Below are 26,534 nucleotides of genomic sequence, written 5' to 3'. Positions count from 1 at the left end.
AGTCCCTCACTTCCATGCCGGTGTTGCCACCGGCGCATCGAACAGTTCAAGCATTTCGTCATCCACGCGGAGCAGGGAGACAGAAACGCCAGGCATTTCAAGGCTGGTCACGTAGTTGCCCACCATTGTGCGAGCAATCTTAATGCCGTCTGCTTCCAGCAGCTGAGCCAGTCGACGATGGCAAATGTAGAGCTCGGACGAAGGTGTGCCACCCATTCCGTTGACCAGGGTGATCACACGCTGGCCCTTTTCAAGCTTCAGGTCATCACGAACCTTGATATAGAGCTCTTCCACCAGTGCGTCAGCGGTTTCCATCTTGCCACGACGGTAACCGGGTTCACCGTGGATACCGATGCCGAGCTCGATCTCGTCTTCGCCAAGATCGAAGGAGGGGGTGCCTGCGTGAGGAACCGTGCACGGGCCAAGTGCGAGGCCCATGGAACGCATCTCGTCGTTCACACGCTGAGCGATTTCGGTGACCTTGTCAAGGTCGTCGCCACGTTCTGCGGCTGCACCGGCAAGCTTCTCAACAAAGACGGTGCCGGCAACACCACGACGGCCTGCGGTGTACAGCGAGTCTTCGACCGCGACGTCATCATTGACGACAACGGAACGGACCTCGATGTCTTCCATTTCAGCCATTTCGGCGGCGGTCTCGAAGTTGAGGACGTCGCCGGTATAGTTCTTCACGATGTGCAGGACGCCTGCACCGCGATCGGCAGCCTTTGTGGCTTCGAGGATCGGATCCGGGGTCGGGGACGTGAAAACGGCGCCAGGAACGGCAGCATCCAGCATGCCCAGGCCGACAAAGCCTGCGTGCAACGGTTCGTGACCAGAGCCACCACCGGAAACCAGACCGACCTTGCCGTTATCCTTCGGGGTTGCGCGGGTAACGAAATCGGGATCGAGGTGAACCTCCACCATATCCGCATGCGCCAGAGCAAACCCTTCGAGGGTTTCCTTGACGACGTTGTGGACGTCATTGACCAGCTTCTTCATCGTGCCTCCTTGCATCAAAACAGAGCGGTCATGCTCTGGGACTATGGTGCCACGACTTTTGCTACTCGACTAGCAAAAAGACGGCTCACTGACCTCTATGGACGAATGCCAGCAAGATCAAGCATGTGGCCTGCAAGAACGACCGAGCCAAAGACGACCACGCCGCATTTGTCTGCGGGGTCAGTGGTGACTTCAGCAAGGGTCGCCGCACGGTCGACCGCTTCGCCAAGATTGTCGCGTACTTCCACCCTGTCTTCACCAAAGACATCGATTGCAATTTCGCGCAATTGTTGGATATTCGCAGCACGTTCGCCGGGCATTTCGGTGATGACAATCGAATCCAGATGCGGTTCCATTTCGGCCAGAACGGACTCGATGTCCTTGTCTCCCATCGCCGAATAGACGCCGACAACGTGAGCGAATGCGAAGGAATCGTCAAGAGCATCGGCAAGGACGCGAGCACCTGCGGGATTATGTGCAGCGTCGACAAGAATTGTCGGGGATGTGCGCACAACCTGCAGGCGTCCCGGTGAAGTCGCCGTCATCATGCCATTTTCGACGATCTTCGCATCCAAGGCGCGACCGCCCATGAACGCTTCGACTCCAACCAGAGCTGCCGCCGCGTTGTGGGCCTGATGCTCGCCAAAGAGCGGAACGAAAACGTCAGTATAGGTGGCGGAAGGAGTGCGGACAGTAACCAGCTGACCACCAACGCCCATCTGGCGATCAAGGAGCTCGAAGTCTCGGCCTTCAAGGCGGACGATCGCATCAACTTCGCGGGCGCGGTCCAATAGGACCTCTAGTGCTTCTTCGGGTTGCTCGGCGATCACGACAATCTGACCGGGCTTGATAATCCCGGCCTTTTCTTCTGCGATTTCACGGATCGTGGAGCCCAGCCACTTCGTATGATCCAGATCGATCGGCATGATCACAGAAACGCCGGCCTCAATGAGGTTCGTGGCATCCCACGTTCCACCCATGCCGACCTCGATGACGCCAGCATCGACCGGGTGGTCCGCAAACGCTGCCAACGCTAGAGCAGTAAAGACCTCAAAAAACGACAGGCGTACTCCTCCGGCAGCAACCGACTTCGTGTCGACCATCTCGACGTAGGGCGCGATATCGTTCCAGGCTGCGATAAAGGCTTCGCGGGAAATTGGTATGCCTTCGATACTTATTCGCTCACGCACATCAATCAAATGCGGAGACGTAAATCGTCCGACGCGCACGCCGAACGCAGTCAGCACCGCATCGATCATGCGTGCGGTCGATGTCTTGCCGTTCGTACCCGTAATGTGCACGGTCGGGAATGTATTCTGCGGATCGCCCAGGATATCGAGCAGCATCCGGATGCGATCCAAGCTCGGCTCAATGTCGTGTTCGGGTGCGCGCTCGACGATTGATTCGTAGATCTGAGCCACCGTAGCATCCAGCTCAACCGAATCTGCAGCCTTCGCGAGAGCTTCTTCGTGTTCTGCGCGCGCTGCCTCGGCGTCGTCGGCAAAGTCTTCGTCGATATCGCCTTCCAGTTCTGCGAGAATCGAAGGATCGGGGCCAAGTAGCAAGGAGGATTCGACGAGGTTCCGCAGAGCAGTTTGCAGTTCAGCCTCTTCGGCATCTTGCCCGTGATCCGTTACGTCAGTCAATGCCACCTCATCGGGCTCGTCAGCCGCTTCAAGGTAGGGAATCAGATCCGCAGGGATTGAGCCTGCAACCGCTTCTTCCTCGCTATCGCCAAAGAATGCGGAGTGATCGTTCGACATGAGGGCCTCCAGAGCACATGTTGCCCGGCGCATCGAAAGTGCGCGCAGTTAAAAAGCGACCCGCCTATTTTATACGGTTCGGGGCTGGGAGCACTTCGTAGTGATGTGATCCCAGCCCCGAGTCACGCGATCAAATGATCAGTGCTTTGCGACGCTCACCGTGAGCTTCTCGCCGGCTTCCACGTTCACCTGAAGGGCGAGCGTTTCGTGGGCGATCATTTCAGTGTGCGCGTTCACGGCGTCCACGCGATCAGTAGGAACAACGAGGTTCAGCGTGATGCGGTCAGCAATATGCAGGCCGGCGTTCTTACGCTCATCCTGCACGGCGCGGATCACGTCACGTGCGTAGCCTTCAGCTTCCAGCTCCGCGGTCAGCTCTGTATCAAGCAGGACCACCGTGCCATTGCTCATGACGTCCGCCGCCTGGCCTTCTTCAGCGTCCACGGTGGTGGCCACTAAGAACTGCTCGCCGGTCAGAACAACCGGCTGGCCATTAAGCTGGACGGTCGCAAAAACACAGCTACCGTCTTCGTTCACGGTCCACTCGCCCGACTTCTGCGCCTTGAACAGCAAAGACGTCAGCTTACGGAGCTCGGGAGCAAAGGCGCGCGGGTTCAGCGACAGTTCGATGTTCGCACGCAAACCGGATTCTTCCGGCGTTCGGAAGCGAACGTCCTTGACGTTGACCTCGGATGCAACAAGGTCAGCGAACTGGCCGAGCGCACCCGCCTGCTCAGAGACGATCGTCATGCCGGCAAGTGGCTGACGAACGCGCAGGTGATGGTTCTTACGCAGGGCGTGTGCCGTCGACACAACGTCGCGGACCTCGTCCATTGCGGACACCAGTGCGTCGTCAGCAACCAGATCCGAGATCACCGGGAAGTCAACCAGGTGGACAGACTCACCACCGGTCAGACCGCGCCAGATTTCCTCGCTGAGCAACGGGAGTAACGGAGCTGCAATCTCAGACAGACGGACAAGAGCGGTGTACAGCGTGTTGAACGCAGCCGAATCCTCCTCCCAGAAACGCTGGCGCTGAGTACGCACGTACCAGTTCGTCAGAACATCCAGGTAATCGCGGACGTGCTCGCATGCCTTCGCGATGTCATACCAATCCAAGTCAGCCTTGACATCGGCTGCGAGCGAGCGCGTGCGTGCCAGCAGGTAGCGGTCCATCTTCGACAAGCTGGAAACCACCGCTTTGTCGTTGAGGTCCCAGGCCGTGGCCTCGTACCCCTTGCCCCCATTCGCTGCCCCCGCGTACAGAGTGAAGAAGTAGTAGGTATTCCAGATCGGCAGTAGCACCTGGCGAACCGTGTCACGGATACCCGTGTCGGTCACTATGAGGTTGCCACCGCGGACGACAGGCGAGCTCATGAGGAACCAACGCATCGCATCCGAACCGTAGGTGTCGAACACGCCGTTGACGTCCGGATAGTTGCGCAGGGACTTGCTCATCTTGCGGCCGTCATCACCCAGAACGATGCCATGCGAGACAACGTTCGTGAACGCCGGGCGGTCGAACAGAGCGGTCGCCAGGACGTGCAGGGTGTAAAACCAGCCACGCGTCTGGCCGATGTACTCGACGATGAAGTCGCCCGGGTAGTGCGACTCGAACCATTCCTGGTTCTCGAACGGGTAGTGAACCTGCGCGTACGGCATAGAACCAGACTCGAACCAGCAGTCGAGAACGTCCGGGATACGGCGCATCATCGACTTGCCCGTCGGATCATCCGGGTTCGGGCGAACCAGCTGATCGATGAACGGGCGGTGCAGGTTATCCACCTTCACGCCGAAGTCGCGCTCAAGTTCCTTAAAAGAACCGTAGACGTCTTCACGCGGGTAGTTCGGGTCATCTGAACGCCAGACCGGGATCGGCGCACCCCAGAAGCGGTTACGCGAGATCGACCAGTCGCGAGCGCCGGCAAGCCAGTTTCCGAAGATGCCGTCTTTGGTGTGCTCAGGAACCCAGGTGATCTCTTGGTTGAGTTCGACCATGCGATCACGGATAGCGCTGACGCGCACGAACCACGAGGACACAGCCTTGTAGATCAGCGGCTTACGGCAACGCCAGCAGTGCGGGTAGGAGTGAACATACGACTTCTGCTGAACCAGAACGGCACGCTTTTCTTCGGGAACGCGGGCCAGCGGACCAGTACCATCGCGCAGGTCAACGGTGATCGGCTTATTCGCATCGAACACCTGCATGCCCTGGTAGTCGGGAACTTCAGACGTGAAGCAACCGCCTTCATCCACCGGGATGACCGGTAGGATTCCGCGTTCCTGGCAGACGAACATGTCGTCTTCACCGAATGCGGGTGCGATGTGGACCAGGCCGGTGCCGTCTTCCGTCGACACGTAATCGCCGGGGATGATCGTCCAGCCGTCCGGGCCGGGAGCCGCACCCTTGGCGCGGTGATCGGCGTTGTCGAAATAGTCGAAGATCGGGAAGTAATGCTTGCCCGCAAGCTCGCTCCCCTTGAAGGTCTTCACGATCTGCGGTTCTTCGCCCAGTTCCTTCGCGTATGCGCCAAGACGCCCCTGAGCGACAACGACATCCTGGCCGGCAACCGGGGACTCGAGGTCAGCCGGAACGCGCACGACCACGTAGTCGATGGTCGGGCCAACGGCGACAGCTTCGTTCGACGGCAAGGTCCACGGGGTCGTAGTCCAGATCAGGACCAGTTCACCCTTGTCAGAGCCCTCAACAAGAGGCTCTTCGAGGCGCATACCAACGGTGACCGTGTTGTCTTGACGATCCTGGTAGACATCGTCATCCATCTTGAGCTCATGGTTGGACAGCGGGGTACGGTCGTGCCAGCAGTACGGCAGAACGCGGTGGCCCTGGTAGGCAAGATCCTTGTCATAGAGAGTCTTGAATGCCCAGATGACCGACTCCATGTAGTTCGGGTCGAGCGTCTTGTAGTCGTCGGAGAAGTCAACCCAGCGAGCCTGGCGGGTGACATAGTCTTCCCACTCGTTCGTGTAACGAAGAACAGACGAACGGCAGGCCTCGTTGAACTTCTCGATGCCGAGGCCACCTTCGCGGGTGATCTCAGTGACATCTTCGATGCCGAGGATACGCTGCGCCTCGAGTTCAGCGGGCAGACCGTGCGTGTCCCAGCCGAAACGGCGTTCAACGCGGTGGCCGAGCATTGTCTGGTAGCGACCAACAACGTCCTTGACGTAGCCGGTCAGAAGGTGACCGTAGTGCGGAAGTCCGTTGGCAAAGGGTGGGCCGTCGTAGAACACGAACTCGTTCTGACCGCCTTCGCCAGCAGGGCGCGCCTCAATGGACTTACGGAAGGTATCGTTATCGGCCCAAAAGGCCAGGGTTTCGCCTTCCATCTGCGGGAAGGACGGGCTTGCGTCCACCTCGTTGTCGCGGTGACGCGGGTAAAAGCCGTGCTTCGTCATTGTTGTCCTCGTCTGTTCGATTCACAGGGACGAGGACCAGCTTCACTGGGACCCGCGGTACCACCCCGCTTGCTCTACCACCCCGATGCGTGCGCGCCGCAGGAGCAAAGCCGCTTCTTTTATTCGCTGTAACGGGCTCACCCGTTCGGTTCTACTGTGGGCGCACTGCGAGCGCGCCCGGTTCTTCCGAAAACTCCCCGGTGATACCCCGCGCCGTGTAGCGCAGGCCGGATCAACGTTGGTGTTTATCGTAGCTGAAATTACGACTGAGAGCCGAGCCAGCCCACGTGGCTTGTCCCTCACATCCCTCCGGCGAGAGTTCAACATCAGCGGTTAGTCTGCCCGGTCACATGTTGCGTGCGACCAGCGTATTCGTTGCCTGAGCAACGGGATCCCCCTGAGCCTCGGGCTCAGTTTCCGTAGACATGGTAGGCGTTGCCTCCCCTCGCGCGCGCCGGCGAGCCCTTCTACGGCGATATAGCCACACGAAAAATAGCGTGATCGGAATAATCACGATAAGCCACGGGACGAACATGATCAGTCCATACACAAGTCCTGCGATTCCCTGAGAGAACGCCTGCCAGGATTCTTCCCATGCCGAGCTTGAGGGAACCGGAGTGATCGCTGTCGAATGGAAAGAAACCTCAAGAGTTGAATACGACACTTGGTCGGAATACCAGGCGCGCTGCGCTTTCAGACTGTCGAGTTCTTCCTGACGACTTGTGAGTTCGCGTTCTGCTTCCAAGAGATCCGATGTAGTCTCTGCCTGATCGATCAAAGTGGTAAGGCGGGCGATGGATGCTTTCAACGCTGTGATGCGAGCGTCAAGGTCAGCGACTTCAGCCCCCGCATCGGCAGTATCAGTCGATTGATCAGTGACCTTCCCCAATTCTGCAAGCTTCTGACGAGTTTCTTCGAAGCTATTTGCTGGGATCTTGAATGTTGCGTTGCCCCACGGTGAATCCGATTCTCCCTTCAGGGAAGAATGAGCAACTGAGCCACCCGCTTCAGTGACGATAGTGGAGGCATGAGCTAACGCTTCAGCGGGATCAGCAACATCGAGGCTCATATTACCGGTGACGATCACTTGAGCTTCAACCGTTGTTCCTTGCGATTCTCTGTTCGAGTCATACGAAGAGTCAGAGTCTGAGTTACTCGCCTCGCTCGAAGAGGTGCCATACTCGTAATTCTGACCCACGGGCGCCCCACTGGAGTCAGAACTCATCGTTGAGCTTGCGCAACCGGCTAAAAGCAGACTTGTTATCGCTACAAGGGCGGTGGCGACTAATGGCTTTCGCGTTGTCTGCGAGGATCGGACAAAACGGGGGGGCATGACTCCTCCTTAGCGTCGTGTGGTCTTTCATCGTATCGTCGCTACGAAGAAACGGTGCCGTATCTGAAGGAAATTAAGCCCTGATTGCAGTGAGGCGGTGCGAACCACGTGGGTTCGCACCGCCTCACTCGCCTGTATTCAACGTTCAGCTATGCAAGCCGTACGCCTTGTGGATCAGCCAGATCGGGTGAACAACGTTCGCACCCGTTGCGGTGCGCAACTGCCAACGGCACGTTTCCGTGTCGCACGCGGCCAGTTCAACGTTGACCTGCTTGATGAAGTCGAAGACAGGCTTTCCGACTGCCTGGGCAATGTCGTACTTTTCCTTTTTCATGCCGTAGGTACCAGCAATACCGCAACAAGGCTGGTTCGATTCCTTGACCTTCACACCGGGGATCAGTTCCATCAGTTCGACGGCCGGAAGGCCGAGACCCTGAGACTTCAGCTGGCACGGTGCATGGTAAGGGATGGTGATGTCCATCGGCTGGAAGTTCAGATCCAACTCGCCCTTTTCGTGCAGGTGCATGAGGAATTCGCAAATGTCCCACATACGCGAGCCCACGTCCTTCAGCTCCGGAGTATCCATCTCGAGGATCTCGTTTGCCTCATGGCGGAGCATGCCCGCACACGAACCGGAAGCGGAGATAATCGGCGCGTTGCGATTGGCCTTGCGCAGATCGTTTGTCAGCTTCGAGACGTACTTGCGGGACTCGTCGTACAGGCCGTTCGACTGCAATGCCAAACCACAGCAGCCGTGTGGCGGAACCAGAACCTCGTACCCGAGGTACTCGAGAACCTGGACCGAGTGGATCGACGTTTCGACCTCGAAGTACTGGCCTGCGCAACCGTGGAAGAAGATGACCTGGCCCTTGCGGCCAGAACCTTCCAGCGGCGTGTGCTTCTTGAACCAGCCTTCGAAGGTGCGACCGGCGGCCTTCGGCATCGGTGCGCTGCGGTGAACGCCGATGACTTTTTCCATGGCAATACGGATCGGCTTCACATCGAGCGCCCAGTTCGCGATCGGAGCAACCGGGGTCATGACGGTACCGATGAAACCGGTACGACCAATCAGGTGATCGCGAAGCGGAATGCCCTTTTCCTTCTTCATGTCGGTGCGAGCGTGGTGGATCATCTCGGTGACCTTCACGCCCTGCGGACAGACCAGCGTGCAAGTGCCGCACGACGAGCAGTAATCGATCGACGAATCGACGATCTGCCCTGCCTTGCGGTAGCGCTCTGCCTGCGGGCCGGAGTACTTCGGGCCCGGGAACAGATCGGTCACGCGCATGACCGGACACTGGGTTTCACAGATCGTGCACTTGACGCAGGAGTCGAGGGTGGAGCGCAGACCGAAGTCTTCGTCGGTCAGGGACAGTACGTTCATTTCTTCGATGGTCACTTCAGGCTCCCAAGGATCGAATCGGCGGCGCGGAGTGCGGAGGCAAGGGCAATGCCTTCACCTGACTTTTCGCGCCAACGGGTTGCGCCAGCCAGGTTTCCGCCGGCTGCGTAAACGTTGGTGTAGACGGGCTTCTTGGCTGCGTCCAGCGGGTGCATCTCATCGTCAACGTCAAGGCCGGCGAGGAAGATCGGCTGGTCGCTACCCCAGAAGTCACCGTGGAGAAGCTGGCCCTCAGCGCCGAGAACCGGCAGGCCGAGGATCGTTTCGGTGACCTTCCCGTAGGAATCCATATCGAGTGCGCCGGATTCGAAACCGCCACCAGCGAGGATGACATTCTTCGTTTCGATGCGCGTCGAGTGACCGGCGGTCCCGATCGTCACGGCGGTGACATTCTGGCCGTCAGTTTCGATGCCCTTCACGGCAGACCCGAGAATGAAGCGCGCTTCAGCCTTCACTAAAGCGGTCAGGACCTGGTTCATACGCATACCGGGGATTGATGGCGGTTGCATCGGGATCTCGAAGACCTTGTGTCCGAGCTGGTCAGCAATGTCTTTCCAGGCGTTCAGGTCATCGAGACCAAGCACGGCGGGAAGGCCGATGATTTCACCTTCGCGAACGTGAGGCTTGATGGCCTCAACCAGCTTGGTGCGCTTCTCGACTCGATCCAATGTGCGCGCATGGTTCGTACCGGTCGTATCGGCCTCGTCTGCACGCATCTCGACGTCGACGATCAACGAACGCGCCTTGATCGGTTCGCCATTCGGTGTGGTCTGGCGCGAGAGGTTTTCGGCAGCGAGGGTCGGGTAGAAATCCTTCAGTCGACGCAGACCGACGATCAGGTACGAGGCTCCGTCTGCAGGAATACCCGCTTCCATCGAGGGCTGGTACAGGCTCGTCGGACGGAGCGCACCGATCGCGGTCGGAAGCACAACGTTCTTTTCGGGATCGCCAACCAAAAGGTCAGGACCCAGGACATCCTTCAACCAGTTCGCGCTGTGAGCAATGAACTCGGGAGTGAAGTGCGTGTACGGGTGCGTCGGACGCGAGGAAATGTGCTCGGAGATCTGAGCGATCGGAGCATCCACGCGAGACTCGGAGTATCCGAGAATATCGACGGTGCCCTGGCCAAGCTGCAAACCGCCAAGCCCCTTCGTTACAACCGTGACCGAAGCGCCACCGCGAGCAAGATAAAGAGCTGCGGTAAGACCGGCAAGGCCAGCGCCAATAACAACGGCGTCTCTCATCGGGCGTCCTCCTTATTCTCGGAAGCTGATGCAGGAAAGACAAATTCCTCGCCAGGCTCGCCTTGCGCCATCGGCAGATGCTCGACATCGAGCATGCCTTCATGAATCCAGTTATCAAGCGCTGCCTGACGTAGCTGCTTGCCGTAGGTGATCGGCCATAGACCAATCCAACGGTTCTTCAAGAAGGTCTTGAACAGTTCGTTTGCCTTCTCGGAATCGATATCTCCACGTTCGTGAGCGATACCGGTTGCACGCTGGGAGCAGAAGCCACCCTGGCAGGGGCCCATGCCGAGGCGAACCTGACGACGAACGTCATCAAGCTGACCGCCCGGCAAAGCATCCATTGTGTCTTCGAGCATCTTGCGGGTGACCAGTTCGCATTCGCAGATGATCTGATCGTGGCTGGGGGCCGCGTTCTTGTGCTCGATGTCGTGTAGGCGGTGGCCGATGGTGTAGAGCTTCGGCGATGCGGTCGGGACTGCTTCACCGGCGGTCTTGCACTCGCGTTTCTCGCCCATTTCTTCACACATGATGTCGACGATGCGCTCTGCCATCAGACGGTAGGTCGTGAGCTTGCCACCGGCGATGGTAAGCATGCCGTAGACGCCGTCACGCGAATTATGGTCGATGACCGACATGCCACGAGCCATGTGGCGCGTGTCGGTTGCTGCAACACGCGAATCCTTGACCAGCGGTCGGGCACCTGCCCACGCGTGAACCGCGCGAGCCTTGCGGAAGCCGGGAACCATTGCTTCGCCAGCATCGAACATCTGCTGAACCTGATCGGCGGGGATCGTCAGCTTGTCCGGGTCGTCTGCCTTGAGGTCCGTCGTGCCGATGATGCACACCGGGTGGTCAGGAACGATGATGTCGCCGTCGGCTGGCCAGATGCAGCGGTTGAGCACCGTCTGGGTCAGGCGGAAGTTCATTGCAATCATGATGCCGGCGCCGGGGACGACGTCAACGCCGTGACAGTCAGCCATCGCGGCAATCTGACCGGCCCAGGGGCCACCACAGTTCAAAACGAACTGACATTCGATGCGAGTGTCTTCGCCGGTGCGAACGTTGTGGACGATGACTGCGCTGATGCGGTCACCTTCGCGTTCGATCTTTGTGACCTTGTTGTAGGTCATCACCTGTGCGCCGTAAGCCTCTGCGGAACGGATTGCGCCCCAGACCATCTGCCAGCCGTCGACGGAGCCGTCGAGGACCTCGAATGCACGCTTGAGCTTGGGGTCAAGACGAGGCTCACGCTTCAGTGCCTCGGCGACGCTGATTTCCTGTGCCGGCACTTTTGCCGCGGCAGCGCGCTCGAGGAATTTATCTGCGTATTCTTCGTCGTCTTGCGAGGTAACCACGAACAGGCCACCGGTTGCTTCAACTGCGTTTGAGTTGATGCGCTTAACGATTTCGTTTTCTTCTGCACACTCGGTTGCTGACTCGGGGTCGGACGCGATGTAGCGTCCACCAGAGTGGAGCAGTCCATGGAAGCGGCCAGAGGTACCTTGTGCGATGTCGAATCGTTCAACGAGGACGGTTCTAAACCCTCGCATTGCAACGTCACGGACGACACCGGCTCCGGTGGAACCACCGCCAATGACGACAACGTCAGTGTTGATCGTCTTCACCATTCGTTCCCTTCACATTTTCGCTTCGGGCTTGCACACAGCTAGCCCCTTCGCCTCTTCAATAGTGCCTTGCCTCCCCTCATTTGATTGCATTGTTCAACCCCTATGCACAAATGTTCACAACTTAGGCGTACCTCATTTTCCATTCGTAGAGAAACGCCGGAAACCTGCGCTTTTCAGGTGTGAAATGACAGATTTTCACATAACGAATGATTCGGAATTCGCACTCGGATCTGCCAGGAAAGAGCTGGGGGGCACATGGCCCCTCCGACCACTCCCCTGTTTTCGCAAAGCGATATCTACATGCTCTGCCATACAGTTAGCGCATGAGCGAAAAGATTCTGGCGCGAGTCCTAGAAACCGCAAACATCGATTCCAACGTCCGTGCGCAGGACGATTTTTATCGTCACGTCAATGGACACTGGATTGCAACGCATGAAATCCCCGCTGACCGGCCGATCGACGGCGCTTTCCACGCGTTGCGTGATCTTTCCGAAGAACGTGGTCGGGATATTTGCAACGATGCTCTTGCCGGCACTCTTGATGACACGGACGCCACTCTTATTGCTACCCTCTGGGGTGCATTTATGGATGAAAACGCGATTGAGGAAGCAGGCATTACTCCCCTGTTTCCCTTCTTCGAGGCCATCGATCACGTAACTACGCGCGAAGAACTTGATGAATTGACTGGCACGTTGATGGCCGGTGGCGCCGATTCTTTCTTTGGGGCCTACAGCGGTACGCATCCGCATAATTCCGATGCGCGCATTATGACCTTTGTCCAAGGCGGAATAGGTCTTCCGGACGAGGCCTACTATCGCGAAGATTCATATGCACCCATCCGCGATGCCTACGTTTCTCACCTCGAGAAACTCGCATCGTTGGCCGGTATTGGTGAAAACTCTGCCCGGGTTGCGCGCCTGATTATGGATCTCGAAACGCGTTTTGCTTCGCATCACCGCAGTGCCGTGGATAACCGCAATCCCCTCCTGTCTGATAACCAGATGACGTGGCGCGAATTTGTTGCCAGTGCGCCTGGGTTCAATTGGGATGCGTGGGCGCGCGGCCTGGGTTGGCAGATCGGGGACGAGGCCCAGATCAGCGTGTCTCAACCCGATTTCTTTGCCGGATCGGCGCAGATTTGGGGCCAGACTCCGATCGAGGATCTGAAGATCTGGTCAAAGCTCTCCGTACTGGATGCGCGGATCGGTCTGCTTTCTTCGGAGTTTGTCGAAGAAAACTTTGATTTCTATGGCCGTACCTTGTCAGGCACACAGGAACTGCGACCTCGTTGGAAGCGTGCACTCGGCCTCGTTGAATCTGTTGCCGGCGAATCGCTGGGGCGCATCTGGGTGTCACGACACTTCCCGCCAGAGTCCAAGGAACGCATGGATCAGTTGGTCGAAGGGCTATTGAATGCCTACGGCGAAGCAATCACTACATGTGACTGGATGGGCGAAGAGACAAAGAAGCGGGCGCTTGAAAAGCTCGCAACCTTCCGCCCGAAGATTGGGTATCCACCGAAGTGGCGCGACATGTCGGGGCTCGTCATTGAACAGGGTGATTCTCTGGTTGACGCCGTGACAAAGGCCTACCAGTTCGAGACCACGCGAGAACTACGTAAGCTCGATGAGCCAGTCGACCGCGACGAGTGGCTGATGACTCCTCAGACGGTGAACGCTTATTACCACCCTGCGATGAATGAAATCGTCTTCCCTGCCGCGATCTTGCAACCACCGTTCTTCGATCCCGAAGCTGACGATGCAGTGAACTTTGGTGCAATCGGCGCAGTTATCGGACACGAGATCGGGCACGGCTTCGATGACCAGGGCTCACGGTATGACGCTCAGGGCAACCTTGAAAACTGGTGGAGTGACACCGACCGCGAGCTCTTCGAGCAGATCACGAGCAAACTGGTCGAACAGTACGACACACTCACTCCCCTAGATTTGGCTCAACTTGCGGTCTATGATCTGGATGCCGGCGAAGATACGCAGGTGGAAGAAGAGTCTTCACCTGTTCCAACGGTGAATGGTGCACTGACCCTGGGCGAGAATATTGGCGACCTTGCTGGTCTGACGATTGCATGGAATGCGTGGGTTGCCACGTTGAGTGAACAAGGCTTAACTATTGATTCTGCCCCGGTGATTGATGGTCTGAGCGGAGCCCAACGCTTCTTCTACGCGTGGGCACGAGCGTGGCGAACCGCGTCACGCCCAGAGTTTGCTCTGCAGATGCTGGCGATCGATCCTCACTCGCCCGCAGAGTTTAGATGCAATCAGATTGCACGCAATATGGATCAGTTCCACGAGGCCTTCGATGTCTGTCAGGGCGATCACATGTGGCTTGATCCCTCACAGCGTGTTCACATCTGGTAAAACTCCGCTTCATTTCTACCGTGGCGAACAGCCATCGGTCTGGGACTATTCCCCGTTCACGACTGATCACTCTGGCGGGTCATGCTTGCTTTTTCATTGTCAAATGTGCGTCAAAGGTCGTTCAGTGAAAAGATAGGATCAAGTATTTCTTTGTTTACGTTCCTCTGAATTGAAAGGGCATCATGCCGGGATTGAACCTTACCCGCGAAGAAGCAGCGACACGCGCGGAGATCCTGTCCGTTCACCACTACGACATCACGCTGGATCTGACGCGTGGCGCCACTGATTTTGGTTCCACGACGCGCATCGAGTTCGATGCGACCGCCGGCGCCTCGACCTTCGCTGACTTAGTTTCAAACAACGTCCGTTCGATTCGTCTGAATGGTCAGGAAATCCCCACCGAGGCTCACACTGACCACCGCATCGCGCTGGACGATTTGGCTAAGCACAACGTTCTTGAAGTTGAAGCTGACTGCCAGTACATGCACACCGGCGAAGGCCTGCACCGTTTCACCGATCCGGCTGACGGCGAAGACTACTGCTACTCCCAGTTTGAGGTTCCGGATGCTCGCCGCGTCTACACGACCTTCGAGCAGCCTGATCTGAAGGCAACCTTCGCTCTGACCGTCAGCGCTCCCGCTGGCTGGCTGGTGTTCTCGAATGCTCCGACTCCTAAGCCCGAGGTTGATGGCACGACGTGGATCTACCGTTTCGCTGAAACTGAAAAGATGTCGACGTACATCACCGCGATTATTGCTGGCCCGTACAAAGGCGTTACCGATTCACTGGTGTCCTCTGACGGTCGCACAATTGATCTGGGCGTGTACTCTCGCGCGTCGCTGGTCGAGCACCTCGACACTGATCGCATCATTGACACGACCCGCAAGGGCTTCGCTTTCTTCGAGAAGCAGTACGGCATCGCCTACCCCTTCACGAAGTACGATCAGATCTTCGTTCCTGAATACAACGCTGGCGCAATGGAGAACGCGGGCTGCGTGACCTTCCGCGATTCCTACGTGTTCCGTACTCGCCCGACTGCTGCTCAGCTTGAGACCCGAGCCAACACGATTCTTCACGAGCTCGCCCACATGTGGTTCGGCGACCTGGTGACGATGAAATGGTGGAACGACCTCTGGCTGAACGAATCCTTCGCTGAGTTCATGAGCCACCTGGCTCTCACTGAGGGCACCGAGTTCACCGATGCATGGACAGGCTTCATGCTCCGCAAGGACTGGGGCTTGAAGCAGGATCAGCTGCCCACGACTCATCCGATTAAAGCTGAAATCCGTGACCTCGCGGACGTTGAGGTGAACTTCGATGGTATTACCTACGCAAAAGGTGCATCCGTTCTGCGTCAGCTGGTGTCCTACGTTGGCCGCGAAGGATTCTTCACCGGTCTGCACGAATACCTGACCGCTCATTCCTACGCGAACGCGACGCTCACCGACCTTCTGGGTGAACTCGAGAAGGCTTCAGGCCGTGACCTCAAGGCATGGTCGAAGGTCTGGCTGGAAGAAGCAGGCGTGACCCTGCTCCGCCCCGAAATCAACGTCGACGACAACGGCACAATCTCCGAACTCGCTGTTGTGCAGGAATCCTTCTCTGAAGGTTCCTCGTTGCGCCCGCACCGCATGGCCGTCGCCGGTTACTCGGCCACTGAAGATGGTTCTTTGAAGCAGGTCTTCCGGCAAGAGCTCGATGTTGACGGCGCACGCACCGTTGTTCCTGCTGCCTCTGGCCTTGCTCGTCCCCAGCTGATTCTGCTGAACGACGGTGACCTGGCATACGCGAAGATCCGCATGGACGCCGAGTCCCTCGAGTTCGCAACAAAGAACATTGCGTCGATCACCGATTCGCTGACCCGTGGCGTCATCATGGCGTCCGCATGGGATATGACCCGCGATGGTGAGATGTCGGCACGCTCCTACTTGGATCTTGCTCTTGCGGCGATCCCGGGTGAGACGAATATGTCGATGCTCCAGCTGACGATCCGTCACATCGAAGAAGCAGTTCGTACCTTTGTTGCTCCGGCCGAGCGTCAGGCTGCCCTCGAAAAAGTTGGTGGCGCACTTCTGGACCTTGCTGTTGCAGCTGCTCCGGCATCAGACGAACAAAACATACTGATCCGCGCAGCCGCTCACGGTGCTACCACCGCCGAGCAAGGCGAGCAACTCCGAGCAATCTTCGCAGGTGAAAAGGTTCTTGAAGGCCTCGATCTTGACCTTGATTGCCGTTGGGTACTGCTGATCGCACTGGTTCGCCTGGGTCTTGCCGGCGAAGCAGAGATCGTGGCTCTCGAAGCTGAAGATGGCACGATGACCGGCCACCAGAACGCAGCATGTGCTCGCGCAGCCGTGGAAGACGCAACCGTCAAGCGCAACGTCTTCGACGCGGTCATGACGGATCTGTCGATCCCGAATGACACTCGCTGGGCTATGGTTTCCGGCTTCTGGACGCAGGCTCGCACAAACCCGGCTCTGTACACTCAGTTCGTTGCCGACTACTTCAACCTGATCGAACGCGTGTGGGCAGAGAATACATTCCACACTGCTGAGGACATCGCGATCCTCATGTTCCCGACCGACATTGCTGGCTACGCCGAAGGCGTGGACATCGTCGCTGCCGGTCAAGAGTGGATCGCGTCGCACACCGAGGTGTCCGCTGCTCTGGTTCGCATCATCCGCGAGCGCGTTGACGTTGCTCGCCGCCAGATTGAAGCTCAGAAGGCTGACGTCTGATTCAGGTCTCTAAGCTGAAGGAAGGGGCCCCGAACCGTTACGGTTCGGGGCCCCTTCCACTCTGCACCTCGTGATGACTAGCGCAGAATACGTCGCCTCAGCTTCGTAGCATCGTCACTGAGCCGGAGTCGGCATCGACAAGCGTGCACAATGAAGTGTCAGGTACGCGATCTCATCGGTCGACAAAGAAGAACCGAGTCTCAGCTCGACCAGTGCTGCGATTGTCTTCGCACACGTGTTTTCTTTCGGATATGAGTCAACGATTGATTGAACGACTGCACGCATGTGGTGCTCGAGAGAACGAGCAGCTACCTTCACCCTGTCACACCTGAGATGTTCTTCAACCGCGCACAACGTGGGCAACCTGCCACGCCTCGATATGTTCAGCCGGCGAGCGCACTAGCAATCTGAGGTAGTACCTCAGACGTGCCTGCCTCAATCCGAACGTCGGCGAAGCGATCCACGGCTGTCACTCCCCTATTCACTACGATCAGGGCAGCACCTGCACGCATGGCCTCGTGAACAACCCACAAGCCGGTGGAGACGGCGAGTGACGTGCCCGCGACCAACACAACATTGCACGACGCGGCCATATCGAGGGATGGACCGAACGCGGACTCGGGCAGCCCTTCGCCGAACATGACGATGGACGGCTTCAGCATTCCGCCACAGCGTTCACAGTACACGGGAGTGAACGTGCAGACTTCGGCTAAGTCGCGACGGGCATCGGGGGTGATATCGACGTGCGCGGGATCGGTTTCTTCGACGAGGTCCGGATTCAACGCACGCAACCGCACGGACAATGCTGCGCGGGGCGTGACGGATCCACAGCTCAGGCATTCAACCGTGTCGTAACGTCCGTGGAGCTCCCAGACGTTACGCGTTCCAGCGCGCGCGTCCAGCCGGTCGACGTTCTGCGTGGAGACGCCCAGCAGATGTCCGGATGCTTCCATCGTGGCAAGCGCCCGATGCCCATCGTTGGGCTGGCAGTTTTCGAGGATTTTCCACGTCGCTTCATTGCGATACCAGAGCCAGCGATACCACACGGGGTCGGACGTAAACATGTCGACATCAACTGGGGTTGTAGGGGTTGAGCCGGTGCCTCGATAATCCGGCAGGGACGAGTCGGTGGACATTCCCGCGCCAGTCACCGCCAGAATTCGACCACCGCGCGCAATGTCGATTGCTTCTTCGACGCTTCCTTGCATCGTCATTCCTCCCCGCGAACACTTTTCTCCGTTGTACCACCATCAGGAGTGGCATGTTGGTGCGTTATGAGATTGGGCGGATGCAAATGCCAGCCACTTTTGCGTCATTCGGCCACCGTTCAGGTACGAGGCCGCCTGCTCTTACACTTCGTCGTCAACGAATACGGGAGCGGATGCTCGCATGCCAATGATGCCCATCAAGAGAGCCATGATCGTCAGGAAGATCAGAACAGGAGTAGTCGAATCGGTTGCTTGAAGCACCATGCCAACAATGATCGGACCGAATGCTGCGACAATATATGCGCCAGGCTGAGTCATACCCGACAGGCGCGCGGTCATCGATGCAGTGCGAGCGCGCGCAGGGATCAGAGTGACGCAGAGCGGGAACATGAAGCCGCCGATCGACAGCAGCGTCACCCACAGCCAGGGAGAGAAGGTTGGAGCAAGCAAGAGGCCGAGATAACCGGAAGCAGTCAGCACCCCGAAGAGCAGAGAGACAAGAGGCAAGTTCTTCACCGAGTCAACGATCTTCGGCATAATCAAGCCACCAACAAGTGTCCACAGGTTGATGGCTGCGACCATCGCAGCTGCGCTTGTTCGGTCGACTCCCACCATTGTGAGAATCGTTGGAAGCTGACCAAATTGAACATAGGCATTCAAAGATTGAAGGCCAAACGCGACCATCAACGCCACGGCGGTTGGTGACGTCATCAGGCTCCGCCTGTTGGTAGCTGAGGGCGATGACGACTGGGGGGCCTCGTCCCCTGTCAGCAGCGTAGAAGACTCAGGTACGGGCCCAGAAGAGTGAGCGAGTGGCGGAGTGTCTCGACCGACACTCTTCCAGACGAGAAGCCAGACGAACACTGCCAACAGTGCACACGGTGCCCAGATGAACAGCGCGGTTCGCCAGCCGGATGAATCAGGCCCCCCAATCGGCGCGCTGAGGAAGGAACCCGCCGCGCCACCCAGCGGGAGAACGCTACCGTAGACCGTCAGAAGCAGAACCGTGCGACCAGCTTTGTGCAGTTTGATCCACGCTGGCACGATGACATTAGCGACGGCGGGACCAGCAAGTCCAGCAACACTGAGCAGGAGGAACGCCCAGTAGTTCGACACGAGGGGACGCACACCCAAGCCGATGGTTGTCACGGCCATTGCGACGGTTACGACGCACGTCAGTCCGAAGCGCTTTGACAGTGGAACTGCCAGTACGCCAATGAGAGCAAAGACAATACACGGCAACGCGGAGAGCAGACCAACCGCCATCGCTCCCACTCCAAAAGTGGATTGGACACCAGTCAGGACAGGCCCGAGCGATGTTGCTCCGACGCGCATCGAGGGTGAGATCGTGAGGACAGCAACCAGCGCCATCACGGTCGACAGTGTGGAAACGCGCCGTGGCTTCACACCAGTCGACGAAGATACGCCTTCGGGTCTGGCGGTCATGTCGCGCTCAGAAGAACTCATACATCCAGGGTCGCATTGTGCGTTGTGGGCGCGCAAACTTGCCCGCGATTGCTTGGTCACAGTCGCACCCTTAAAGTTCAGCGTGCGCACAATCAGGTCACGCCTGCACCCGCACTGTCCGTTTGTGCTCCACCTTGTGTTCCACCTCGATTCCCCTGCGTCACGGGCTACAGTTTGCCTATGACCCACAGCGTTTCACCCTCTGATCGCACGCCCGGAGCAGATTCCATATGGTGGCACGTGTACCCGCTGGGAGCGTGTGGCGCGCCGATTCGCGACGGTGATCGGACAGAAACCCCGCGCCTGCGAATGTTGATCAACTGGTTGGATTATGCCGCCGAGCTTGGTGCGACGGGACTGCTACTCGGCCCGATCTTTGATTCGGCGACGCACGGATACGACACGCTCGACTATTTCCGTATCGATCCGCGTCTGGGCAGTGTCGAAGACTTCGACGCGCTGGTTGAGGCATGCCATGCTCACGGAATGAACATCATGCTCGATGGCGTATTTTCGCACGTCAGCGACCAGTATCAGCCTCTGCGCGCGGTTCTTGAAGCCGGCAAGGATCCCGTTTTCGGAACGCCCAATTCCCCTGATGCTCCCCTATTCCACATTGATTGGGAGTCCGACGGTGGCCCCTACCCCTGGTTCTTTGAAGGGAACCAGGACCTCGTGCGCTTCGACCACACGAACGCGTGCGTCAAGGATTTTGTTCAGCAGGTAATGGAGTATTGGTGTGCCCGTGGCATCGATGGGTGGCGACTTGATGCAGCATATTCCGTTCCAACTGAGTTCTGGGCAGACGTGTGCGACCGAGTCCGGGCCTCGCACCCCGATACTTTCTTCCTCGGCGAAGTCATTCACGGTGACTACCCCGCGTTCGTTGGGGATGCCCACGTTGATACGGTCACGCAGTACGAATTGTGGAAGGCAATGTGGTCGTCGATCACGGATAAGAATTTCTTTGAGCTCGATTGGACGCTGAAACGCCACGGCGAATTCTTAGAGACGTTCGTTCCGCAGACGTTCGTGGGCAATCATGACACGACGCGCATCTCGTCTCTGCTTGGCGCCGATGGCGGACTGGTGGCGCAGGCGATCATCATGACGCTGGGTGGTACACCGTCGATCTACTACGGCGATGAGCAGGGCTTCACGGGGGTGAAAGAAGACCGCCAGTTCGGCGATGACGCGGTGCGTCCTCCCCTGCCCGCATCTCCCGGCGAATTGCTAGGGTTTGGGCACACAACCTACCAGGCATTGAGGTCGCTGGTCTGGCTACGTAGAAAGCGTCCGTGGCTGACCCGTGCACTCACAACAACCGTCACTGTCGCTAACACGAGCTACTCCTACCGCTCATGCGCCCCAGGCGATGATTCCACCTTCGTGGATGTCCATTTGTCAATCGACGAGGCCGGAACCGCTCACGCCCTCATCCTGGACGAGGCCGGGCACACACTCTGGCAGAAATAGCTGTTCTTAGTCCCAAGGATTGACGAGCTCTACACCAGCCCCCTGAAAATCCTTGGCGTTCGAAGTTGCAAGAACTGCCACACGCGTCACGCACATAGACACAATCTGGCGTCAAGAACACTAATCGGTCGCCCCAGCGTGTTCCGACGCGTGACAACATGGAAGTACTCGGTCGTAGCTGCCGAATTGAAGTTAAAGACCAGATGAGATCTGCTGGCGAGACAATCAAGAGCACTCACAATGCTGGATGTGGCCGAAAAATGACATCGCTTTCAACGCTGGATATTGTCGCAACGATAATTAGCAGAAAGAACGATAATCAGCAGAAAGATTCCGGGGAAGACCGAGGCCATTCGTTGGATCATGATGTCTCCTCTCAACAACGTTCTGAAGCGGAGAGGTGGTTCGCATCAGTATCTCGGAAGGTAGCCTTATGAGGGAAGTCCCGTCCAATTCGTGAGGTGATCCGATGCAACGCTCGCAGGCCCTTGACCTGTCCGCGCGTTTCGCTGATCTACTGCCACTTTTGCTTCGAGATTATGCGACTTCCACTGACGCGGACACACCTGCTGGCGCCGACGGTAGCAATACTGGTGTCTTCTCGCGCAATATTGTGTGGGCGACCCAAGACTATGAGGATCTGGGAATCCATGCTGATCAGCAGATCACCCTTGATGTTTTGAACGCGAATCCTGGCTTGATTACTCCGCGCACAACGAAGGCGCGTGACGCTCAGGCTGTTCGGACGAAAGAACGCGCTGAGATTTTCACTCCGGCGTGGCTGGTGAACTTTCAAAATGATGTCGTGGATCATGCGTGGTCTGGAGTCCACGAGCCTTGTGATGATGCGATCCTGGATGCGTCTGCCAGCATATTGCGTCCGCTCCGACCAACGCTTCCCACGTTCAACGATATGTCTGACAGAGCGTGGGAAAACTACGTGGATCGTCGGGTACTTGAAATCGCGTGTGGGGAGGCTCCGTATTTGACCAGCCGATATGACGCTACGACGGGCGAACCGATTGGCCTTGGTGGGCGCGTTGGGTTTTTAGACCGCAAGTTGGCAGCTATTCCCGTTTCATTGGGTGACGAGGCCGCAACGCTTAATTGGGCGTTGCGCGCATTGAGGGCGACCTTCGGATTCGAGCTTCAGGGTGATTCTTTGTTGCTTGCGCGCCTGAATCTTCTGGCTTCGTTTGATGAAGCAACATCGGCTCTGCTTGGGCGTTCTCTTGTCACAGACGAACTGACCGAAGTAGCTCATGAAATTGCCCGAAACGTCTGGCAGATGGATGGGCTGACGTTGAAGTCTCCGTCTGGGGCGGATGTTGTTCCTCCTGTTGACTCCTTTGACGTTACGGTCGCCAATCCGCCGTATCAGAAGGCGATGGCTGACACTAGCGATCGTCAGATTTACCCGGACTTCATGGATTTTGCGTTTAGGGTGTCTCCTCTGGCGTGTTTCGTAACGCCGGCTCGCTTCTTATTTAATGCTGGAAAGACTTCGAAGAAGTGGAATCGTCAGGTTCTTTCAGACCCGCATGTGAGCGTGTCTTTGTTTGAGGCGGATAGTCGACGCGTTTTTCCTGCTGCTGAAGTGAAGGGCGGGATCGCTGTCACGCTACGGGATACGAACGTTTCTTTGACCCCGATCGGCTCGTTCATTCCTGACCATGAGTTGCGTTCGATTGTTGCTCGAGTTCATGCGGTCGCTGACAGTTTTCTTGATCAGATTGTGTTTGCTCCCGAGAGCTACCGGTTCACTTCGGTGTTGCATGTCGAGCATCCACAGGCGATTGAACGTGTTTCTGCGGGGCATTCGTTTGATATGACGACGAATTGTTTCGATGTGTTGCCTGAGATTTTTCACGATGTTGCCCACAGAGGAATGATCGGAGTACTTGGCCGGCAGAATAATCGCCGGCTTGTAAAGTTTATTGATCGTCGTTACGTGCGCGATCATCCAAATTTGGATGCGTGGAAAGTTGCGCTGGCGAAGTCGAATGGCACAGGCAAGTTGGGTGAAGTTCTTGCTCCTCCTGTTCTGTTGCCCCCTGGTTTCGCTCATACGCAGTCATTCGTTTCTATCGGCGCGTTTGGGACGCGTAAGGAAGCTGAAGAACTAGCGACGTTTTTGCATACGAAGTTCGCGAGGCTTCTTCTTGGGTCTTTGAAGGTGACGCAGGATAACAAGCGCGCGGTGTGGGCGAATGTGCCGAACTTGGTGAGCAAGGCTCCGGCTGATTTGAGCATCGATTGGGGGTCTTTAGTTCCAGTGATTGATTCGCACTTGGCTGATTTCTTTGGGCTGTCGGAAGCTGAAAAGGCTTTCGTGAACGAGCGGGCTCAGGAGATGCCTGTTCGTACTTTAGTATGTGAGGGCTTACGCGAATGAATATCTGAATTTTGCTTTTGCGCTGCTTCTCAATATGATTCGCCGCGCTAAAGCTCCTGTCGCATTGTCTCTCTGGCACACCGTGGCCTCGATGGCTCAGTACAATGACGGCGGTAAGGAGATGCCTTGTCATGACGACATTCGACGTATCAAGGTCTGTACGTTCACCATCCCTGGTGACGACGTCAGCCACGATGGGTTTCGAGCCCCATCAGTCCTCCTGAGGTGCTCTCCATTCGTACACTGCTCACCTAGAGAAAAGCTCGTAGAGCTCACCTCAGGTGGTGAATATTCCGAGCCTCCCCGTTTTTTTCGACGTCGCAATCAATGTAGCAGTTGTAGAACAACGGCAGCTGATCCAGCAACCTCAGCAATGGTCTGTGTTGTCGAGACAACCGCATCACGAAGCATTACTCCCAGCGTTTCCACTTGTTCGAACGGATCTTTGTCCGCATTTGGCCACGTGTACGGGTCGTCACAGACCAGAGCCCAATCAATAAAGTCGACTTCATGATTACCCGGAAGAGCGATCGCTTGATATGGAGCTGAGTCAACCAAACCTATCGCCCGTTCGAGAACCTCAAGCGACTGCAGACCACCATCAATGTAGTCACCCAAGAAGACCAACTGGTCGTCAGCACCCAAGCCAATACGCGCAAGGGCATCTTCTCATGCATCGAGATGCCCGTGAATATCGGACATCACATATCTGATTCCCTTCGCCACTCCTCACACGAGTCACAATCTCATGATGCTTAGCACCTACCTTCTTAGGCTAACGACAACCATGTAGCAACCGATTGGCAAGACGTGAAGAGGCGTGGCAACAACCTACAGAAATACGCACGCAATAACCCAGGCGACTGACTACACCGTCATTGAACGCGTAATGCCTATACACTTATTCCTCCAAGGACGCGCAGTCGCATAAAGATCTACTTTGGCGAAGCGTAAGGCTTCAAAACATCTGATCAAGAACGCAGATGCGCGGTTGAAGCCGCGTAGTCACACACTGAAATGTAGCGATCGCGGACTTCATCCCAAGACAAGTGCCCCTGGGGATTCACCGTTGCCAAAACTGACGGCTGTTGATCACGCGCCACGATGACCACGTCACCCGTCGTAATCGCAGACAACGCTTGAATACAGGCCCCTCGTGCTGTCGCTTCAGGCTCACGAATCACATCGATAGACCGCCCCAGCAGATCAGCGATGATCTGCGTATAGGCAGCCGATCGTGCACCACCGCCTACAGCAATCGCACGCCCATCGGTAGACACACCAGACTGATGAATCGCATCCAAGCCTCGCAGTAGTCCAGCAATAACCCCAACGAAGATCGCCTCCGCAAACCGCTCACGAGTCATATCACTGGTTAAACCAGCAATCACACCAGTCGTACCCGGATACGCTGGCGAACGCTCCCCATCAAGGTACGCAGCAAAAACAGGGAACGGATCATGGGAGCGATACGCATCCAATGCCAGCTGATCAAGTTCCTGCACAGAAACTCCCAGCAGACGCGCAGCCCAATCCGTTACCTTCGTGCAGTTCAACGTGCATGCCAGAGGCAAGTAGCCACCCACAACGTTCGCAACACCATCCACGATTCCAGATGTAACGGGAACGCTACTGGACGTGTACACAACGCCACTGGTGCCCAAGCTGAAAACTACGTCACCGTCATTGATTCCAAGTCCCAGAGCAGCCATATGTTGGTCACCACCACCGACGGTTACAACCGCATCAGTGGGTAGCCCCAGCAAGTTGGCAACGTCAGGAAGGACGGTTCCAGCCACATCATTGGGCTGACCGACCCGCGGGAACAATGATTCCCACGTCAACACGTCGCCGAAGCATCCGCGTAGCAATTCGAAATCATAGGAATTCGACTGCGAATTAAAGTAGCCGGTGCCAGAAGCTTCCGAACGATCTGTGACTGCTTCACCCGTCAGCTTGAAAACCAAGTAATCGTGAGGCAACAGAATACGGTGTAGGCGTGCAATCGTGGCCGGCTCATTCTCAATAAGCCATGCGAGCTTACCGATCGTGAAGGCAGCAGTCGGGACAGAACCAACCCTCTGCGCCCAATAGTCGGCGCCAAATCGAGTAATAAGCGCATCAATCTGAGGCGCTGATGTTGTGTCATTCCACAACTTCACAGGACGAATCACATGGTTGTCCCCATCCAGCGGAACAAGACCATGACACTGACCGCTGACACCAATCGCACGAACAGCCTGCAGATCAATATCAGCTTTCATCAGATGGAAAGCCTGAACAAGCGCCTCCCACCAGTCATCGGCATTCTGTTCTGAAACAGGCGGAGTCGTAGACGCCAACGGCAGGCGTTGTCGCGCTACAACTTCAAAATCCTCAACGCGTCGGGCTTCAACCGTGCACGACTGCGTAGAAAGATCAATGCCGATGACCAGGCGATCGTTAGTCATTTCGATTCCTGCTGGCGTAGAATCTCTTCAGCACTCTTGCCCACAAATCCCGCGGGATGGAGCGACAAGGACTCGGAAACATCCCATTCATTCAGCTTCATCATGGTACGAACAAGCGCGTCGCCCCACACTGCGGCAAGCAACGTTGACCCCATTGCAATCACATTTTCGGGGTCTCCGCCTTCATCAGTGTGAAGGTGAACAAACACATCACACAAAGAGGCAAAGGTCGATTCGGGGTGCTCCCCTAGTCCAATGAGCTTCGTTCCCTTGTCGTGGACCAGCTTGCACAGATTATTGATTTCATCGGACTCGCCGCCCTTCGAAATCGCGATCAGCACGTCCGTGGGTTCAATGGCGCCCATTGTGCCGTGCAAAGCATCCATGGCGTGAACGAACAAGCCGGGCTTGCAGGTGACGGACAAGAGGTGGGCCAGGCGTCGTGCAATCGTGGACGAGGTTCCGCTACCGGTTACGATAACCTTTCCAGTGCACTCTGCGAGCAGGTGGACTGTTTCGACGAAAGAATCTGTGAATTGGTCGGCAACCTTGCCGATAGCGCTCAGCTCGCTACTCGCTTCGTTGCGTCCAAAGACGATAAGCTCTTCGTCAGTCATTGAAACGGTCAGGGTCATT

The 26,534-nt window shown here is 57.0% G+C and carries 17 protein-coding genes; 4 read left to right on the top strand and 13 right to left on the bottom strand.

Annotation, left to right across the window (positions count from 1 at the left end):
- Positions 1-6 precede the first annotated feature (6 nt).
- The 7 genes from dhaK to glpA form a co-directional block, all read right to left on the bottom strand.
- The gene (dhaK, locus tag QP503_RS07155; RefSeq protein ID WP_103633608.1) at positions 7-999 is read right to left on the bottom strand and encodes a dihydroxyacetone kinase subunit DhaK; all 993 of its coding nucleotides are present in this window, start codon (positions 997-999) and stop codon (positions 7-9) included.
- Between the two features lie 95 nt (positions 1,000-1,094).
- Complete coding sequence (locus QP503_RS07150) at positions 1,095-2,762, bottom strand: bifunctional folylpolyglutamate synthase/dihydrofolate synthase (protein ID WP_103633607.1); 1,668 nt, start codon at positions 2,760-2,762, stop codon at positions 1,095-1,097.
- A gap of 138 nt (positions 2,763-2,900) precedes the next feature.
- Positions 2,901-6,179, bottom strand: a complete 3,279-nt coding sequence (ileS, locus tag QP503_RS07145) for an isoleucine--tRNA ligase (protein WP_103633606.1) — start codon at positions 6,177-6,179, stop codon at positions 2,901-2,903.
- 346 nt (positions 6,180-6,525) lie between these two features.
- The gene (locus QP503_RS07140; protein ID WP_103633605.1) at positions 6,526-7,512 is read right to left on the bottom strand and encodes a DUF4349 domain-containing protein; all 987 of its coding nucleotides are present in this window, start codon (positions 7,510-7,512) and stop codon (positions 6,526-6,528) included.
- Between the two features lie 145 nt (positions 7,513-7,657).
- On the bottom strand, positions 7,658-8,896 hold the full coding sequence (locus QP503_RS07135) for an anaerobic glycerol-3-phosphate dehydrogenase subunit C (RefSeq protein WP_103633642.1): 1,239 nt from the start codon (positions 8,894-8,896) through the stop codon (positions 7,658-7,660).
- An 11-nt stretch (positions 8,897-8,907) separates the two neighbouring features.
- A complete protein-coding gene (gene glpB, locus QP503_RS07130; protein ID WP_103633604.1) occupies positions 8,908-10,158 on the bottom strand; it encodes a glycerol-3-phosphate dehydrogenase subunit GlpB in 1,251 nt (416 codons plus the stop codon).
- Positions 10,155-11,786 carry an anaerobic glycerol-3-phosphate dehydrogenase subunit GlpA gene (gene glpA / locus QP503_RS07125; protein ID WP_179370436.1) on the bottom strand — a complete coding sequence of 544 codons (1,632 nt, stop codon included), beginning with the start codon at positions 11,784-11,786 and terminating at the stop codon, positions 10,155-10,157. Before glpA ends, glpB begins: the two co-directional genes overlap by 4 nt.
- A 326-nt stretch (positions 11,787-12,112) precedes the next feature.
- On the opposite strand from glpA, the gene QP503_RS07120 reads away from it, so the two are divergent.
- Together QP503_RS07120 and pepN are read left to right on the top strand one after the other, a co-directional pair.
- Positions 12,113-14,164, top strand: a complete 2,052-nt coding sequence (locus QP503_RS07120) for a M13 family metallopeptidase (protein WP_219585793.1) — start codon at positions 12,113-12,115, stop codon at positions 14,162-14,164.
- Positions 14,165-14,346: 182 nt separating this feature from the next.
- Positions 14,347-16,902 carry an aminopeptidase N gene (gene pepN, locus QP503_RS07115; RefSeq protein WP_285069680.1) on the top strand — a complete coding sequence of 852 codons (2,556 nt, stop codon included), beginning with the start codon at positions 14,347-14,349 and terminating at the stop codon, positions 16,900-16,902.
- A 114-nt stretch (positions 16,903-17,016) separates the two neighbouring features.
- Here pepN and QP503_RS07110 read toward each other — a convergent pair whose 3' ends face one another.
- The 3 genes from QP503_RS07110 to QP503_RS07100 all read right to left on the bottom strand — a co-directional run bounded on the left by QP503_RS07110 (position 17,017) and on the right by QP503_RS07100 (position 19,577).
- Positions 17,017-17,220: a PRD domain-containing protein gene (locus QP503_RS07110; RefSeq protein ID WP_219811058.1), complete on the bottom strand. Its 204-nt coding sequence runs from the start codon at positions 17,218-17,220 to the stop codon at positions 17,017-17,019.
- A 65-nt stretch (positions 17,221-17,285) separates the two neighbouring features.
- Positions 17,286-18,116 (bottom strand): Sir2 family NAD-dependent protein deacetylase, encoded by an 831-nt coding sequence (locus tag QP503_RS07105; RefSeq protein WP_257878494.1) that lies wholly within the window; start codon positions 18,114-18,116, stop codon positions 17,286-17,288.
- Positions 18,117-18,251: 135 nt separating this feature from the next.
- Entirely contained in the window at positions 18,252-19,577 is a 1,326-nt protein-coding gene (locus QP503_RS07100) for an MFS transporter (protein ID WP_103633600.1), read from the bottom strand.
- A gap of 180 nt (positions 19,578-19,757) precedes the next feature.
- On the opposite strand from QP503_RS07100, the gene QP503_RS07095 reads away from it, so the two are divergent.
- Positions 19,758-21,053 carry an alpha-amylase family protein gene (locus QP503_RS07095; protein WP_103633599.1) on the top strand — a complete coding sequence of 432 codons (1,296 nt, stop codon included), beginning with the start codon at positions 19,758-19,760 and terminating at the stop codon, positions 21,051-21,053.
- A gap of 469 nt (positions 21,054-21,522) precedes the next feature.
- Complete coding sequence (locus QP503_RS07090; protein WP_103633598.1) at positions 21,523-23,448, top strand: Eco57I restriction-modification methylase domain-containing protein; 1,926 nt, start codon at positions 21,523-21,525, stop codon at positions 23,446-23,448.
- 324 nt (positions 23,449-23,772) lie between these two features.
- Here the strand turns inward: QP503_RS07090 and QP503_RS07085 are convergent, their stop codons facing one another.
- From QP503_RS07085 to QP503_RS07075, 3 genes are all read right to left on the bottom strand, one after another.
- A complete protein-coding gene (locus tag QP503_RS07085; RefSeq protein ID WP_103633597.1) occupies positions 23,773-24,093 on the bottom strand; it encodes a metallophosphoesterase in 321 nt (106 codons plus the stop codon).
- Between the two features lie 326 nt (positions 24,094-24,419).
- Positions 24,420-25,898 carry a xylulokinase gene (gene xylB, locus QP503_RS07080; protein WP_103633596.1) on the bottom strand — a complete coding sequence of 493 codons (1,479 nt, stop codon included), beginning with the start codon at positions 25,896-25,898 and terminating at the stop codon, positions 24,420-24,422.
- Positions 25,895-26,533, bottom strand: a complete 639-nt coding sequence (locus QP503_RS07075; RefSeq protein ID WP_101627249.1) for an SIS domain-containing protein — start codon at positions 26,531-26,533, stop codon at positions 25,895-25,897. Before QP503_RS07075 ends, xylB begins: the two co-directional genes overlap by 4 nt.
- Between the last annotated feature and the right edge of the window lies 1 nt (position 26,534).

Origin of the sequence: Pauljensenia sp. UMB0895 (assembly GCF_030218905.1) — a bacterium.
Lineage (GTDB): Bacteria > Actinomycetota > Actinomycetes > Actinomycetales > Actinomycetaceae > Pauljensenia > Pauljensenia turicensis_A.
Note: the sequence above shows the minus strand (reverse complement) of the source record. Positions and strands in the feature narration are given on the sequence as shown.